The 15,458-nt window shown below is 40.5% G+C and carries 16 protein-coding genes; 10 read left to right on the top strand and 6 right to left on the bottom strand.

Translation table 11 applies throughout. The annotated features are described in order from the left end of the window. The first annotated feature begins 45 nt into the window (after positions 1-45). The 8 genes from MTBPR1_RS09255 to MTBPR1_RS09220 are packed head-to-tail and all read left to right on the top strand — an operon-like array spanning position 46 to position 8,743. Positions 46-2,100, top strand: coding sequence for an MMPL family transporter (locus tag MTBPR1_RS09255; RefSeq protein WP_069188740.1), 2,055 nt, complete (start codon positions 46-48; stop codon positions 2,098-2,100). After that, positions 2,093-3,319: an NAD(P)/FAD-dependent oxidoreductase gene (locus MTBPR1_RS09250; RefSeq protein ID WP_069188739.1), complete on the top strand. Its 1,227-nt coding sequence runs from the start codon at positions 2,093-2,095 to the stop codon at positions 3,317-3,319. Before MTBPR1_RS09255 ends, MTBPR1_RS09250 begins: the two co-directional genes overlap by 8 nt. Then, positions 3,310-3,855 (top strand): DUF3261 domain-containing protein, encoded by a 546-nt coding sequence (locus tag MTBPR1_RS09245; protein WP_069188738.1) that lies wholly within the window; start codon positions 3,310-3,312, stop codon positions 3,853-3,855. The genes MTBPR1_RS09250 and MTBPR1_RS09245 overlap by 10 nt, the downstream gene beginning before the upstream one ends. Beyond that, positions 3,852-5,015, top strand: a complete 1,164-nt coding sequence (locus tag MTBPR1_RS09240) for a beta-ketoacyl-[acyl-carrier-protein] synthase family protein (RefSeq protein ID WP_069188737.1) — start codon at positions 3,852-3,854, stop codon at positions 5,013-5,015. Before MTBPR1_RS09245 ends, MTBPR1_RS09240 begins: the two co-directional genes overlap by 4 nt. Continuing rightward, entirely contained in the window at positions 5,012-5,461 is a 450-nt protein-coding gene (locus tag MTBPR1_RS09235) for a hotdog family protein (protein ID WP_069188736.1), read from the top strand. Before MTBPR1_RS09240 ends, MTBPR1_RS09235 begins: the two co-directional genes overlap by 4 nt. Continuing rightward, entirely contained in the window at positions 5,454-6,179 is a 726-nt protein-coding gene (gene fabG, locus MTBPR1_RS09230) for a 3-oxoacyl-ACP reductase FabG (protein WP_069188735.1), read from the top strand. The genes MTBPR1_RS09235 and fabG overlap by 8 nt, the downstream gene beginning before the upstream one ends. Beyond that, positions 6,179-7,411, top strand: a complete 1,233-nt coding sequence (locus tag MTBPR1_RS09225; protein WP_069188734.1) for a beta-ketoacyl-ACP synthase — start codon at positions 6,179-6,181, stop codon at positions 7,409-7,411. Before fabG ends, MTBPR1_RS09225 begins: the two co-directional genes overlap by 1 nt. Next, entirely contained in the window at positions 7,412-8,743 is a 1,332-nt protein-coding gene (locus tag MTBPR1_RS09220) for a lipid biosynthesis B12-binding/radical SAM protein (RefSeq protein WP_069188733.1), read from the top strand. Between the two features lie 6 nt (positions 8,744-8,749). Here the strand turns inward: MTBPR1_RS09220 and MTBPR1_RS09215 are convergent, their stop codons facing one another. Then, a complete protein-coding gene (locus tag MTBPR1_RS09215; RefSeq protein WP_069188732.1) occupies positions 8,750-9,775 on the bottom strand; it encodes an extracellular catalytic domain type 2 short-chain-length polyhydroxyalkanoate depolymerase in 1,026 nt (341 codons plus the stop codon). 198 nt (positions 9,776-9,973) lie between these two features. On the opposite strand from MTBPR1_RS09215, the gene MTBPR1_RS09210 reads away from it, so the two are divergent. Beyond that, positions 9,974-10,612, top strand: coding sequence for a hypothetical protein (locus tag MTBPR1_RS09210; protein ID WP_069188731.1), 639 nt, complete (start codon positions 9,974-9,976; stop codon positions 10,610-10,612). 58 nt (positions 10,613-10,670) lie between these two features. On the opposite strand, the gene MTBPR1_RS09205 is transcribed toward MTBPR1_RS09210, so the two are convergent. Further along, on the bottom strand, positions 10,671-11,129 hold the full coding sequence (locus tag MTBPR1_RS09205) for an Sbal_3080 family lipoprotein (RefSeq protein ID WP_069188730.1): 459 nt from the start codon (positions 11,127-11,129) through the stop codon (positions 10,671-10,673). Positions 11,130-12,499: 1,370 nt separating this feature from the next. On the opposite strand from MTBPR1_RS09205, the gene MTBPR1_RS09200 reads away from it, so the two are divergent. Continuing rightward, a complete protein-coding gene (locus MTBPR1_RS09200; RefSeq protein ID WP_069188729.1) occupies positions 12,500-13,024 on the top strand; it encodes a hypothetical protein in 525 nt (174 codons plus the stop codon). Between the two features lie 272 nt (positions 13,025-13,296). Here the strand turns inward: MTBPR1_RS09200 and MTBPR1_RS09195 are convergent, their stop codons facing one another. From MTBPR1_RS09195 to MTBPR1_RS09180, 4 genes are all read right to left on the bottom strand, one after another. Then, positions 13,297-13,788, bottom strand: a complete 492-nt coding sequence (locus MTBPR1_RS09195; protein WP_126465133.1) for a hypothetical protein — start codon at positions 13,786-13,788, stop codon at positions 13,297-13,299. Then, on the bottom strand, positions 13,769-14,299 hold the full coding sequence (locus MTBPR1_RS09190) for a hypothetical protein (RefSeq protein WP_069188727.1): 531 nt from the start codon (positions 14,297-14,299) through the stop codon (positions 13,769-13,771). The genes MTBPR1_RS09195 and MTBPR1_RS09190 overlap by 20 nt, the downstream gene beginning before the upstream one ends. Before the next feature lie 3 nt (positions 14,300-14,302). Further along, positions 14,303-15,076 (bottom strand): LPD7 domain-containing protein, encoded by a 774-nt coding sequence (locus tag MTBPR1_RS09185; protein ID WP_069188726.1) that lies wholly within the window; start codon positions 15,074-15,076, stop codon positions 14,303-14,305. A 27-nt stretch (positions 15,077-15,103) separates the two neighbouring features. Continuing rightward, the coding region (locus MTBPR1_RS09180) for a MobA/MobL family protein (protein WP_165602649.1) at positions 15,104-15,458 on the bottom strand (355 nt) is incomplete at its 5' end.

Here is a 15,458-nt window from a genome sequence, read left to right as displayed (position 1 = left end):
CCAGATGAGGAACAAAGCGAGTGGGTACGACAAGCAAACTCACTTATGAAAGAGGAAGTCACCCAGCGCGTTGTCATTCTCGTAAAAGCTAAAGAGTTTGAAACCGCCAAATCATTTGCAAATGAGATTGTTAAGCAATTGGCACCGTATGCTGATTTAAATAAACAGCAAGATCAAATTCAAGACTTTGGAAAAACATTGTTCAAATATCGCGCAAACCTTCTATCTGATCAGGACCGGAAGTGGCTGGGAAATGGACAAGGTGAAAAGGTCTCAAAACGCGCCTTAGCACAAATCATGTCACCGTTTGGGCTTAGTGATGGGAAATTGATTAAAGAAGACCCTTATCTTCTATTACCTGCTTATTTAGCTTCACGCCCAAAACTGAAAAAGAACTTCAAAATAAAGGATGGATGGGATCTTATTGGGGATCATATTGTCCTTGTTTTCAAATTAAGAGGCCAAGCGTTTAACCAAAACTTCCAAGATGAATTTGTTTCAGCCTACGAAAGTTTGAAAACTCCAAACGGGGTTGAGATCTTAAAGACAGGGGCTGTCTTTTATGGACAAAGAGGGATTGAACAAGCACAAAGCGAAGCTACTTTGATTGGGGCTATCTCACTCTCTGGAATTATCTTACTAAATATTATTTTCTTAAGGAGTATCCGCCCTATTCTGTTAAGCCTGTTGGCAATTTCTTCTGGCATCATCGGTGGCCTTGGGGTTTGCCTCCTTCTATTTGGCAAGCTTCATCTAATGGCCTTTATTTTCGGTGCGGGCCTTATTGGCATAGCGGTTGATTATACCTTTCATTATTGCTGCGATGGTCTGGGCGAAGAAAAGTCTAACAGTGTTTTGCGAACACAAAACATTGCACGTCCGCTGACATTTGGTGTCATAAGTTCCTCATTAGGTTTTCTCATTCTTGCAACCGCGCCTTTTCCAGGCTTGCAGCAGATTGCAATCTTTGCAACAGCAGGTCTTATTATGGCCTACCTGACGGTGATGTGTATCTATCCCCTAATTGATAAAAGCACTGGCGTTATGCATTTTAAACGCTTGTGGGGTTTTGATCGTAACTGGAGCTTGATTATCGCTGGTGTATCTATTCTCGGGGCACTGGCCGGGGCAACGCTATTTCATATAGATGACGATGTGCGTCGCTTGCAAAGCCTGCCGCTTGATCTAAAAGCTGAAGAAGATCAAATTCGCAACATAACGGGGCTGGATAACGCCACACGCATTCTTCTTGTTCATGGGAAAAATGAACAAGACGTTTTGCAGTTAGAAGAAAACCTGCTGCCCAAATTATCTAATATCCAAGGCAAGGGTGACATCATTGGCTTTCAAGCTATGGCACAGCTCATCCCTTCTATCAAAAAACAAAAAGAAAACCGTGATCTTGTCCAAAATACCCTTCTCGGTGAAAAGCTTGATAAACATCTCAGCCATATTGGCATGACGAGGAAGAATAATATTTATGGTGAAGCCCTATATTTAGACCCTGAAGGCTTTCTTCCCGAATTTAGACTTGCCCCATCAGTTCATCTTATTCGACTAAGTGGTGTGACAAACACAGAGGCTCTCATAGACCTTGCCTCAAACCATGAAAATGTTCGACTGGTGGATCAAGTAAAAAACATTAGTGAAACACTTGGTAAATACCGTGAACGCGCCATACTTCTCATTGGTTTTTCTTGCCTAATTATCTGGGCATTTTTAGTGAAAAATTATGGCTTTAAAAACGCAAGTATTATCTTGAGCGTTCCCATAAGTGCTGTTGTTCTAACACCCTTCATTGCGTCTATTTTCGGAGAAAGCTTTACTTTCTTCAATGCCATGGCCCTCCTTCTCGTTTTGGCAATCGGATTGGATTATGCCCTTTTCAGTCATGAAGCGAGTTCTGAGAAATACTCAGGCGTTATGATTGCCAATGGTCTATCAGCTGCCTCAACAATCATGGCATTTGGCCTGTTAGCGTTAAGTGACATGTATGCCATTCATGCATTTGGCATGACCATACTGATCGGCATTTCCATTGCCTATGCTCTTGCCCCTTTAACTCACATAAAAAAACAAGAAGATAAAAGTTATGAATGATATGTTTGATGTTGTGATTATTGGTGCAGGGCCAAGCGGAAGCGTTGCCGCAAGCCTATTGGCAAAGCATGATGTTCGAGTTCTTATGCTTGAAAAACTGGACTTCCCTCGTTTTATTATTGGGGAAAGCCTGTTACCCCAATCAATGGAATTTCTTGAAAAAGCAGACTTACTCAAAGGCGTTATTGAACATGGGTTTCAGTTTAAGAATGGTGCGGCTTTTGGGTGTGCAGATCAAAGCAGCTTGATTGACTTCCGCCTGAAGTACTCTGAAGGTTGGGGAACAACTTATCAAGTCCAGCGCGCTTCTTTTGACCACCTGTTAGCAAAGGAAGCGGCGGCTAAAGGAACTGATATCCGGTATAATCATGAAGTGATCGACATTGACCTGTCACAAGATATATCACGCCTGAAAGTCAAGGACGCACAAGGCAATGAGAGCGAAATAAAATGTAAATTCATCTTAGATGCCAGCGGGTATGGGCGGGTGCTGCCTCGATTGTTAGACCTTGAACGCCCTTCCAGTTTTCCTGTACGCAATGCCTTGTTTACACATATGGAAGACCAGCTTTGCATTAAGGAATTTGACCGCAACAAAATTCTTATAACCGTTCATCCAGAACAACATGATATCTGGTATTGGCTTATCCCGTTCTCAGATGGAACGTCGTCAGTCGGTGTTGTGGTCCGCCCCGAAGTATTAGATAAATACAAAGGTGATAATTCCGAAAAGCTCTGGACATTATTAAGAGAAGCAAAAGAACTTGGCGCTTTACTTGATGGTGCCGAAGAAATACGCCCTGTGGGCCAGCTCTCCGGGTATTCCTGTGATGTCTCAAGCTTATGTTCAGATAAATATGCTTTGTTGGGAAATGCTGGAGAATTTCTGGACCCAGTCTTTTCTTCAGGCGTAACCATAGCCTTAAAGTCTGCTGATTTGGTGGTCCCCCCCTTACTCAAGCAGCTCAATGGAGAAAAAGTTGACTGGGAAAAAGAGTATGCAGACCCGTTAAAAATTGGCGTTACATGTTTTAAAACATTTGTGGAAAGCTGGTATGAAGGATCGCTACAAAAGATCATTTTCAATCCACCTGAAGGAGATAATTCCATCCGGGATATGATTATTTCTATCTTGGCGGGTTATGCGTGGGATGAAAAAAATCCGTTTGTTACCCAGCCTAAGAAATATCTAGAAATGGTGGCAGCCCAATGTCCATAAAAAACCTTATCATCTGTTGTGCTGTTATTATCCTTTCTAGCTGTGCAACCAAGTTTAAACCTGAAGGTAATGATTTTGGAAAATGGCAATTGCCCTTTGCCCCGGTGGAAGTAGTCCAGCTTTTAAAAGGCAAGCATGGGGACAAAGATTTTGTCTTTCAAGTCGCCCTTAGTCTGCAGGAAGAACGTCTATCCCTCATCGGATTAGATGCCATGGGACGTAGAGCTTTTACAGTGAAATGGGATAAGGATGGGGTGCATGGTGAAAAAGCACCTTGGATGCCTGATCAGCTAAAAGGGGAACATATCCTCTATGACCTGATGCTGGCTTATTGGCCGCTTGAATCCCTAAACAGACCCTCAGATATTATTATTGAGGGGGAATATAAACGCCTTGTGACACGCGATGGAGAAAACCGTGTCACAATTTCAAGACTGGATGTACATGACAGATGGCAGGGGCGCTTGATTATTGAGAACCATCACAGGTCCTATCGTATTGAGGTTCAATCTCAGAAAATAAAGGGGCCAAAATGACTTTATATTTGAACGTCCTTGGGATTGTGAATCCGCTTGGATGTGGAAAAGATCAAGTTGCTGAAAATTTGTTCGCAGGATCTCAAGATGGTCTGATACAAAACGACACTTATATCCCGGACCAATCTGTGTATGTCGGGACAGTTGATACTGACTTGCCAGTTATCCCAGAAAAGCATTCTTTACATAAAAGTCGAAATAATCAACTGGCCATGATGGCTTTACAAGAGATTGAGGCTGATATTCAAAACCTCATCTCTGAATATGGTAATGAGCGCATTGCCGTTGTTGTCGGAACAAGCACATCTGGAATTGGATCAAATGAACCCGCTATTGCAGAAAAAGTAATTAATGGAACATTTCCACCTGATTACGATTACCAACGTCAAGCCACTTCGGATCTTTCCCAATTCATTCAGAACTATCTGGATATAAGCGGCCCAGCAATGACGGTTTCAACCGCTTGCACCTCAGGAGCCAAGGCAGTTGCCTCAGCAGCTAGGTGGATTGAGGCAGGCATCTGTGATGCAGCCATCGTTGGAGGTGTAGACAGTTTATGTGGCCTAACGCTAAACGGGTTCAACGCACTGGACTCACTTTCCAAAGGGAAGTGCTTACCCTTTAGTGACAACCGTGATGGCATAAATATTGGTGAAGGGGCAGCTTTATTCGTCTTAAGTCGCCAACCCGGCCTTGTTGAATTCTGCGGTTATGGTGAAACATCTGATGCCTATCATATCAGTGCTCCATCCCCTGAAGGGCTTGGAGCGATCAAAGCCATGAAATTGGCAAAAGGAGATCATGAAGTTGCCTATATTAACCTTCATGGCACTGCCACCCAATTAAACGATGCCATGGAAGCAAAAGCCGTAAATGAGCTTTTGGGCGATCATGTCCCATGCAGCTCAACAAAGTCTCTTACAGGACATATGCTTGGGGCAGCAGGTGCCAATGAACTCGGTTTTTTATGGTTGTCTCTAATTCATCAAAAACTTCCCCCCCATATTTGGGATGGAAAATCAGACGATGCCTTAGCCCAATTAAAATTTGTAAAGCCTGATGATAAGTTAGAAACAGACAATAAGGTACTTTTAAGCAATTCATTTGCGTTTGGTGGAAACAACATCTGTCTGGCAGTGAAAAAAGCGAGCCCGTTATGAATTTTGCCATTGAAGACTTAATCGCACATGGCCACCCGATGATCTTAATTGACCATGTTGTCTCTCATAGTGATGAAATGATTGAAACCTCCCTTACCATCAAGGAAGACACACAATTCATGTTTGACGGTAAAGTCCCTTGCTATGTCGCCGTTGAATATATGGCGCAATCCATTGCGGCCTATAGCGGGATCATTGCAAGAGAAAAAGGCGAAGCCGTCCGTATTGGTTTTCTACTTGGGACGCGCAGACTTGAATTGTTAGGTGATGGTTTTCTCATTGGGGATCACCTTAATATAGAGGCAAAAGCACTCTATAATGATGGGGAAATGGCCTCATTTGATTGCGTAACTAAAAAAGGCGAAAAAATAGTCGCAAAAGCACGTTTAAATGTATATCAACCAAGTAACGATAATTTAAAAATGGAGACAAAAGCCGATGGGTAGAACGGTTTTAGTCACAGGGGCCAGCAAGGGTATTGGTCAGGCTGTCGCGTTACGTCTTGCTAAAGATGGTTTTGATATTCTTGTTCATTATGGACGAGATCAAAATGGCGCTGAAGAAACACTAACTAAAATTAATGAGTTAGGTGCCTCTGGTCGGATCATTTCATTTGATATTTCAGATCGTGAGCAATGTAAATCTACCTTAGAAGCCGATATAGAAGAACATGGGGCTTATTATGGCGTGGTTCTGAATGCAGGCGTGACAAGTGACACGGCTTTTCCAGCTATGACAGATGAAGATTGGGACGGGGTCATTCACACCAACTTGGATGGTTTTTATAATGTATTACGCCCCTGCACCATGCCTATGGTCTCAGCAAGAAAGGGGGGGCGTATTGTTGTTATGTCTTCTGTTTCTGGTGTCATGGGGAACCGAGGCCAAACAAATTATGCAGCCTCTAAAGCGGGATTAATCGGCGCTGCAAAATCCTTGGCCATTGAATTAGCTAAGCGAAAAATTACTGTAAACAGCGTTGCACCAGGGTTGATCGGCACACAGATGCTAGATGACTTGCCCATGGACGAAATTAAAAAGGCCATTCCTATGCGTCGCGTTGGAACACCAGAAGAAGTTGCAGGAACGGTCTCATTCCTTTGTTCTGATGATGCCAGCTACATCACCAGACAAGTGATCTCAATTAACGGGGGAATGTTCTAATGCGTAGAGTTGTTGTCACAGGCATGAGCGGGGTAACAGCCCTTGGTAATGACTGGCCAACCATCCGTGAAGCTTTTAAAGAAGGACGCACGGGCATTAAACATATGGCTGATTGGGATCGTTATATTGATCTCAATACACGCCTAGCTGGACCCGTTCAGGACTTTAATGTCGATAAGCGCTATCCACGAAAAAAATTACGCAGCATGGGACCTGTCTCACGCATGGCTGTCTATGCGACAGAAATGGCGTTGACTAATGCGGGACTGATTGAAGACCAGAAGCTCTTTGATAGTGGCCGTATGGGCGTATCCTACGGATCTTCATTTGGCAGCACGAAACCCGTCGTGGCTTTTGCAGAACTCATGAGCGAAGGCACTATGCGTAACTTGACTGCCACGAGTTATGTGAAAATGATGAGCCATTCAGCTGCGGTAAATATCGGCGTCTTTTTTGGCTTAAAAGGGCGTGTTATTCCAACATCAAGTGCATGTACCTCAGGCTCTCAAGGTATTGGCTATGCTTATGAAGCCATCAAGTATGGCATGCAGGATGTGATGGTTGCAGGTGGTGCTGAAGAGCTTTGCCCATCCATGGCAGCTGTTTTTGATACGCTTTATGCAACATCGGTTAAGAACGAAACCCCTGAATTATCGCCACGTCCCTTTGATAAAGACCGTGATGGCCTTGTAATTGGTGAAGGTGCCGGTAGTTTAATTTTGGAAGACTATGACCGTGCGATCGCGCGCGGAGCCAAAATTTATGCTGAGATTGTTGGCTTTGGAACAAATTCTGATGGTGCGCATATCACACAACCAACAAAAGCAACCATGGAGCTGGCACTGCGTTCTTCCTTGAAAGATGCAAACCTTGATGCCGGTGCCATTGATTATGTAAATGCTCATGGCACAGCAACAGATAGAGGTGATGTTGCTGAAAGTCATGCAACCCTAGCCGTTGTTGGTAATCAAACACCCATTCATTCCTTAAAAAGTTATTTTGGTCATAGTTTAGGGGCATGCGGTGTTATCGAAGCCTGGCTTGGACTTGAAATGATGCATGAAGGTTGGTTAACCCATACAGCTAATCTGGACAACCTTGACCCGGAATGTGCGGAACTAGATTACATCGTTAATGAAGGCAGAAATCTGGACATGGAATATATGATGTCTAATAACTTTGCTTTTGGGGGCATCAACACGTCCTTGATCTTCAAAAAGACTATTGATTAAATGGCTCTAAACTGTCTTTTAATCTCCATAAATACAGTAAAAACGCCTTATGTGGTCCACCCTCTTGGAATGGCTCATATTGCAGGAGCTCTGAAACAAGATGGACACCATGTAAAACAATATGATGTTCTTGTTGAAGATGGCATTGAAGGCCTCCCTCCTGTCTTTGAAAAACACAAAACTGACGTAATCGGCATATCTATTCGGAATATAGATACTGTCGATAGTGCTGACCCTCAATTTTTCATAAAAGCAGCGATTAAAACCATAAATGAAATAAAACAATTCTCTGCTGTCCCAATCATTCTTGGCGGCGGGGCTTTCACACTATTCCCAAAATTGATCATGGAAAAGCTTGATGCTGATTACGGCATAACTGGTGAAGGTGAACAGACGGTCTGTAATCTAGTTAATCAGATTGAACAAGGGTGCGCACCTGCAAAAGGGACAATCCTTCAAGGCACAGCAGCTTTAACAGATAAGTGGTTACCTGTTTCATATGATGAACGCATTACAGGGTATTATCGCAAGCGTGGTGGCATGCTTAATGTTCAAACAAAGCGGGGCTGCCCCTTTAAATGTGATTATTGTTCTTATCCAACTCTTGAAGGAAATAAATTTCGCTATCGCGATCCAAAAGAAGTTGTCGATGAAGTCGAACGATTAAAAAAAGACTATGGCTGCAAATACCTATTTTTTACAGACTCCGTTTTTAACGATCATAAGGAACGTTATTTGGAGATTTGTGAAGAACTCATCCGAAGAGAAAACAAAACACCTTGGTGCGCTTATTTTCGCCCGTCACATTTAAACATCGATGCCATGAGCATTATGAAACGTTCCGGCCTTCATGCCATGGAATTCGGCACCGACGCCAGCAGTGATGCCACCTTAAGAGGGATGCATAAAGCCTTCCAGATGGAAGATGTATATCAAACGCATCAACTGGTTCGAGACTTTGATGTGCCTTCAGCACATTTTATCATTTTTGGCGGACCTGAAGAAACACCAGACACCCTCCAAGAAGGTTTAGGCAATCTAAAGAAATTGGAAGGCGCTGCTATTTTTGGTTTTAGCGGCATTCGAATTTTACCAAACGCACCTATCCAGAAACGGGCAATTAACGAAGGTATCATCCAAAATAAAGATGACCTGTTAGAACCTGTATTCTATTTCTCTCCAAAGATTGAACGCTCGCTCATGGAGGGCAAAATCAAAGAAGCTTGGTCACCTGAGCCAACAAAAATATTCCCCGTCTCTGACAGCCTGAACTCCATAGATGATATGCATAAAGCAGGTTTGACCGGTCCCCTTTGGGACAAGCTTTTATAACATTTTCTACTCTGATCCTGACAGACGGCTTAACATGGCTTTGACGGCTGCCATTTGATTGCCTTTCTTGGTGTAATAATGATCACTGTCATAGCCCCACCAATCCCAGCAGCCTTTTGGATTACCGGATAAATTTGAAGAGGTTTGAGGATAGAGAACAATTATTTTATTTGAATCAGCCCAGCGGTTATATCCAGCATTTTCGATATATTCCTTGCCAATAGTTGCTACATTTTGTTGGCAACCGTGAAAAACAATATGGACTTTACACATCTCTCCTTTTTCACAAGCTTCTGGGATGAAGGCATAGCCTTCATCAGCAAGAGAATGGCTCGTCGGGTTTGCTAGGAATTCTCCTTGGGCAAAACCAATCACCTTGCCTCCCGGTTTTTCAGATGGGGTATTTAAAGCGCCATCATAAATATGTTTGAGTAAATTCCCTGCCTCATCACGATCACATTTGCTGATGTATGGAGACTTTGATGCGGTTGAACAACCATTGCCATAATTTTGAGTGATCATTGCATGACCTGCTGCAATATCGTTTACATATCGAATGTCATCTTTTTCCAGACCAGCAGCTTGGTAGAATTCTTTAACTTGATCACCAACTTTTTGATCTACTGTTTCATCCTTGGTGCCACTGAAGATATAGACCTTGTTACCTTTTAGGTTTGACAGATCATCAATCATCTTATTTGCAGCAATTTTATTTGCTTTGGCCGCCAATTCTTTGCCATCAGGAGAACCTGAAAAGAACGATGGTTTCATGCACCGACCCAAAGCCGTCATAAGTGAAGCATCAGCACAATTATAAGGGCCACCTGCGATAATGCCAGCCCCCTTAATCGTGCTTGAAAAAGCGACATGAAACTGATCAGCCATATAGGCACCGGAAGATAGCCCCGATACAGATGTTTCTTTAAGGTCTACTTTATATGAAGGCAAAGGCTCTGCCGCTAAAGAAATCGTTGTAATCAACATAGATATAACAATTATTGTTGTTGATAGAACTGGACATCCACGCGTCATCAACTTTTCCTTTTTCTGAACTTAACAGGTTTAAATGAACCAACTGGCATTTGAAGGTCAGGGTATTTTATAGAGCTTTCCTGACAAGTCACTTTAAATTATGAATTATTACTTTTTTACAACTATTGATATTGCTTTATCCGATTGATAAAGGGCATAGTCTTCAGGAGCAGATAGCCTTTCTCATAGGAGTTTAAATTGAAACAGTTTTTCCGTTATTTTTCCCTTATTCTATGTATCGCTTATTTAGGAGCCTGCGCCCAGAAATTACCAGAAGAAGCACGTTATCCAAAATTTAGTAACCCATTAACTGCTGATCTGTCTGTTGCTGTAACTGATCATCGTGATTTCATATTAAATGGCGATAAAGAACCTTGGTTTGAGGGAATTATGCATGGTGCTTTCGGTATCCCTGCGTCATTAAAAAGAAATGGACCAACTGAAGGGCGCCCTTTTGCATATTATCTATCGACTATGATCCAAACGTCATTGTCCAAGGCAGGAAGTAATGTGACAATTGTTGAATTGCCCAAAGGGGAAAGTCTCGAGGCCTCAATTCAAACACTTACAGACAAAGGATCATCTGGAATAATCGTAATAATGAAAAAATCCAGATATGCATTTTGGTTAAGTGCAGATTATCAATATGACTTCGAAGTTGCGATTGTTGATATTGAAGGGCGCATCAAAGTTCGAAAAACTTTTGCAAAATGGGATAAAGAAATTCCATTAAGCTCCACATATAATGTCTTCGATATGTTTACTGAAATATATACAAAACGACTTCAGGTCATTTTAGATGACCCAGAAATCAAAGCTGCCCTAGCTAACGCTTGAACATTAAGAGAACTAGACAAAGGAGCAGTAATGATTAGCCCCTTTGTCTAAAGATAGACTATTTTTTTGAACTTCTAATTTCTGAATTTGCTTCCTGAACACTCTTCTTCCCGAAGAGGAGGTCCATCATACTAGCAATACGTTCACTTGCGACGCTAAATTTATTTGGGTTGGCCGTATAAGGAACTTTGTATGATGCTTCGCCAATTCTTTGACCATCACTGTATGCTTTAATCTCAGCATCCTTTAGGTATAAAGCTAAATCCCAACCCCAATGCCCCTCATATTCTAAAGTAACTTTTTTATGATCATGTTTGCTTCCATCTTCTGAGACTGCAAAATCATACTTATTTTGGGCCAACCAACTTTTCATAGACTGTAAAAAACCCTCACGTGTATCATTGTCTTTTATAACGACAATCTGGGAACCAGAATACTTAAGTGGAGACGCATTAAATTGCGGAGCTGCACATGCGCTCAGCAATATAGCAAAACTCAGGATCAGTAGAAATTTCAAGAATCACCTTTAGATTAAATATATAGAGTTAATACATTTAAAGATATTCATGCGTCATTTCAAATAAATTGTGTTTGCGTATATGCTTTTGCTATAAACAACCCTTTACAGGGTCAATTCATCACATATTTTAGCATAAAAATAATTTACAATATAATGTCCATTTCATTGAGTAGCTACCTATCTCATGGGATTTTTTTTTGGACAAGAAATACATTTGTCTTAATTTATCATCCTGAAAAAAGTTAGACATTTTTGAGAACCCATAATGAACAACTATGAGCTTAAATCAAAAGTTAGACAATTTAAGTCATTGAAAATAAACAAAGAGCATCGCCTTGAAAATCCGCGTGTCCCTGGTTCAAGTCCGGGATCGGGCACCATTTTCCTCTTAAAATTCAAGAGGTTGCAAGCCAGTCTCCATTTATTTTAAATGGGGATTTTTTTGTGTCAGGTATTTTGTCAGGTAATTGAAATAATATCTAATTACCTTCTGCATGTTTTGTCAGGCAGCTTTTCCACATTTCAATATTACATTTATCTGGTAGAAATAAGCTCAATTTTATATTGTATTCACCATTAATTATTTAGTTTTGGGGATATGGTTATGGATTGGGTAAAAATATTAGATGTGTCTTTATGGCCATTAGTTGTTCTTGTTGGGTTTTGGAGGTTTAAAGAACCATTTGGAGAGCTGGTAAAAAAGTATATCTAAAATCTCTCATGGCAAAACAACAGTTGATTTAAACCCTCAATCATCTCAAGGGAATATCGAACTGGATTTTGAACCTAAAAATAATCAGAACGCTGAGAATGGTTATAAAAGTCAAATCTTACATGATGAAGTAGAAGCTGAATTAAATACCAACGAAAAACTAAAGAATGAAAGCGACATTGAGACTCTTAAATATGCGGTTCAGGAATATACTTTCCTACTAAATATTGAAAGAATTTACAGAGATATATATGGCAGTCAACATAGAGCTATCATGTTTTCATTCACTAATGGCAGTCGGATTAATGATCAAAATCTATTACGTTTCTACAATGAGGCTAGAAGCATATACCCAGCCCAATTTATTAATTTTGACTACATTCAATGGAGATCATTTTTCTTGAGAAATAATTTAATGAAACCTGATAACACACCTGATAGTTACATGCTTACTATTTTGGGGATTGCTTATTCAAAGCATATGAAAACATTTACTTACCAAGACAAAAACTATTGATTCTCTTTTCAATTTTACTTGACTGACTTTACCCTTAAAAAAATTATGGCTTTGACCTTTACAAATGCGAAACATGAGATAAATCAACATTATGAAACACGAATACTATCATCAGTATGTGTAAAATAGAGGACTAAAATGGCTGGTAAGTTTTTAGGTAATGACGGTAAATATCATTCTCAGGGTTCCTTCTTAGGTAATGATGGAAAATATCACCCTAAAGGTTCTTTCTTAGGTAATGATGGAAAATATCACCCTAAAGGTTCTTTCTTAGGAAACGATGGCAAATACCATAAGCAAGGGTCAGTTCTAGGTAATGACGGTAAATACCATCCCAAAGGGTCATTCTTAGGTAATAACGGACAATATCAATCAAAGGGTTCTCTTCTTGGCAATGATGGTAAATATCATCCCGAAGGTTCCTTCCTAGGGAATGATGGAAAATATCACCCTAAGGGTTGTTTTTTAGGAAATGATGGAAAGTACCATTATGCTGGATCATTTCTAGGTACAGATGGTAGGTACCATATTGAAGGTTCTTTCCTTGGCAATGATGGAAAATATCACCCCAAAGGGTCCTTTGTAGGAGTCCACGGGAAATACGAAGAACCCGAAGGCCTAGCCCGCAGACAACAAACAAACCTCAACGGCGTGAATTGCTAATAGGTCATTTTAGTAAATAGCTCTCTATCAAAAGGACTTCTTTTGAGCTAAGCCCCGAAGAAAGAAAAAATGCCCCGTCTAGGGGCATTATATGGGCTGTCAGTTTTTAATCTTCTTCGTCGCGTTGCCCGTCATAGTGTTGATAAAGACCTTGCAGTGAAGAAAATCAATATTCCTCACGGTTCGATTTATCGAAGTGGTGCGGAGGATATATTTATTTTTGTAGCGAAAGGGGTAGACACGGTAAATGACGGGCAATGTGTCGAAGAAGATTATGATAAGAAGTCTCTATCTCTTTTAAAAATATCACCACTTTCTACCATCAAAAAGAATTCTAAATTATCGCTGTAAGCTACGGATTCCCTCGACTCGAAGGCTTTAGCTAAGGTTTCTTCATCGTCATTTAAGATGCTTTTTTCTTCATCTGTAAGCAAATCAAAGACACTATGAAATAGCTCGTGTCTTAGTGTTTCTAGTGGATGAAATGAACTGCAAAGAGAGACACAAATTTGCCCTCTATTGATGCAACCACCGCCCATTATTTGACCCTGAAATTTTAGGCGGGGACCAAACCTAACAACCGCAGAAGGATTGATAGTATCTATTAAAGTTTCAATCTGATTTCTTAACATTTCTGCAAATGGAAAATAGGCAGAATTTGAAGGTTGCCATTCAACATTTTTAAATGAATGTGCATATATAGATTGCTCAATCCATTCCCCTTGGTGATAGATATTTATTGAATTAATGAATGCTGTCATCATTACTACCCCCAAAATCAAAATCATCTTCATCAAAATCAGATAGTTCTATATCGCCAAAACCATCAGCTTGATGAAGCCCTACAGATGGCTCTGAGGACTCATTTTGATCATTTTCAGAGGTTAGGATTGGTTCGTGAAGAATACCCCTATCAGAAGCGGTATAGATTGTTTTTATCAATCTAATCTCTGCTATCCATTGCGGGATTTTATCATCAATTCCCCAACGTGATACACGTTCAAAGTCAATCCAAGGTTCATCAGATAAATCAATAGGGTTTTCTTCTGACGCATGATCTAGAGCATTTTCAAATGACTTTTGTGCTTCAACTTTGTGTTCAAAGAATTCGATTAAGTCAGAATTGAAAGACGCAATGCGATTGCGTCTTCCTTCTGATATCTCTTTATCTTTGATCACACGTAAACAATCTAATTGAATCCTCAAAGGCACTTTGTCTTTAATGATACAGGCGGATTTTCCGTTGTAAGTTTTAGATTTTAAGATATTGGGCATAGCTTACATTCCCATCGCTGGTGCAGGAATTTCGACTTCTTTATCCTTATCATTGTCATTGGAAGGCAAAGGGGGTTCCGGCTTCGGGTCGTTTCCCTCCGCTTTGGACTCCTTGATAGCTCCAACGGCTTCTAATGCCTTAACCATCTCTTTAGATGGCTTGTAGCTGTCATCTACTTGAATATCCCGCTGCCCTAATTCTAACCATGCCCTTGCTTTAAATTCGTCTGTACCTTCAAGGGTCACTGGCTCCCAACCTTTAGCTTGGATCATATCAGCAAGCATATTCATTGATTGATCAGATACATTTCCATGCAGTGCAATTTTATCCTTGTCTGTATGATCTTTTAACCAAGAATTGTCCTGTAGCTGTAATCTAGCTACTGGTTTATCTGCTCTGAATTGCTTGATATGTGAAGCATGATGTTGCATGTCAGTATCGAAATAATCAGATACTAGATTAGCTTTCCAATTTTGCTTTTCTTCATCACTATATTTTGAAGACTTCTTCTTATTTGTTTGTGGTTTTTTAGATTTAGAAACGTATCCAGTTTGGGCGGGTACTTTGTCTTCATCATATTTCTTTTGTTTGTTTTCATTATCTGTTCTAGCCATATTTTTCTTTAGCTCCTCGATTTGTTTATTAGTTAAATTTATCTCGTTTATGAGATGGTTTTCGAATGCCTCGGCTTTAGCATTCCTACTTGCTGTTGCGTCATGCAATGCAAGAATTTCTTCCTTTTTTGTGTAGTAAGTTTCAACATCTATATTATTCAAAGGTAGCTTACTAATACCTTGTTTTTGTTAGGAATCCATACAAATTGAGTCGTCAATGCCTTCATAAGCAAACTGACTATTCACCATTTGTTTCCATTCATTTCGCCAATTAGAAACGTATTCTTTAGATGTGTTTTTATTATCTAGAAAGCGAGTTTTGGCACCAAGTCCATCATCTTCAACAACTCGTGTAATCATCATCAAATGACAATGAATATTGGCTGTTTCTGTTTCGTCATTTTCATCATGAATATTGATGTCGCAAGCCACCCCAATTTGATCAGAAATGTGCTTCGCGATTTGACGAGATACAGCTATTTGACCTTCCCTAGATAACTCATTTGGGATGGCTAAATGGCAAGCCCCTAGTATTGTAGACACC

The sequence above is a fragment of the Candidatus Terasakiella magnetica genome (assembly GCF_900093605.1).
GTDB classification, from domain to species: domain Bacteria; phylum Pseudomonadota; class Alphaproteobacteria; order Rhodospirillales; family Terasakiellaceae; genus Terasakiella; species Terasakiella magnetica.
This window is presented reverse-complemented; position numbering and strand designations above follow the sequence as displayed.

Bases quoted from the DNA above. Each gene is read 5' to 3' on its own strand.
- MTBPR1_RS09255 (WP_069188740.1), top strand. From the start codon at position 46: ATGAAAGAGGAAGTCACCCAGCGCGTTGTCATTCTCGTAAAAGCTAAA.
- MTBPR1_RS09250 (WP_069188739.1), top strand. From the start codon at position 2,093: ATGAATGATATGTTTGATGTTGTGATTATTGGTGCAGGGCCAAGCGGA.
- MTBPR1_RS09245 (WP_069188738.1), top strand. From the start codon at position 3,310: ATGTCCATAAAAAACCTTATCATCTGTTGTGCTGTTATTATCCTTTCT.
- MTBPR1_RS09240 (WP_069188737.1), top strand. From the start codon at position 3,852: ATGACTTTATATTTGAACGTCCTTGGGATTGTGAATCCGCTTGGATGT.
- MTBPR1_RS09235 (WP_069188736.1), top strand. From the start codon at position 5,012: ATGAATTTTGCCATTGAAGACTTAATCGCACATGGCCACCCGATGATC.
- fabG (WP_069188735.1), top strand. From the start codon at position 5,454: ATGGGTAGAACGGTTTTAGTCACAGGGGCCAGCAAGGGTATTGGTCAG.
- MTBPR1_RS09225 (WP_069188734.1), top strand. From the start codon at position 6,179: ATGCGTAGAGTTGTTGTCACAGGCATGAGCGGGGTAACAGCCCTTGGT.
- MTBPR1_RS09220 (WP_069188733.1), top strand. From the start codon at position 7,412: ATGGCTCTAAACTGTCTTTTAATCTCCATAAATACAGTAAAAACGCCT.
- MTBPR1_RS09215 (WP_069188732.1), bottom strand. From the start codon at position 9,775: ATGACGCGTGGATGTCCAGTTCTATCAACAACAATAATTGTTATATCT.
- MTBPR1_RS09200 (WP_069188729.1), top strand. From the start codon at position 12,500: ATGGCTGGTAAGTTTTTAGGTAATGACGGTAAATATCATTCTCAGGGT.
- MTBPR1_RS09195 (WP_126465133.1), bottom strand. From the start codon at position 13,788: ATGATGACAGCATTCATTAATTCAATAAATATCTATCACCAAGGGGAA.
- MTBPR1_RS09190 (WP_069188727.1), bottom strand. From the start codon at position 14,299: ATGCCCAATATCTTAAAATCTAAAACTTACAACGGAAAATCCGCCTGT.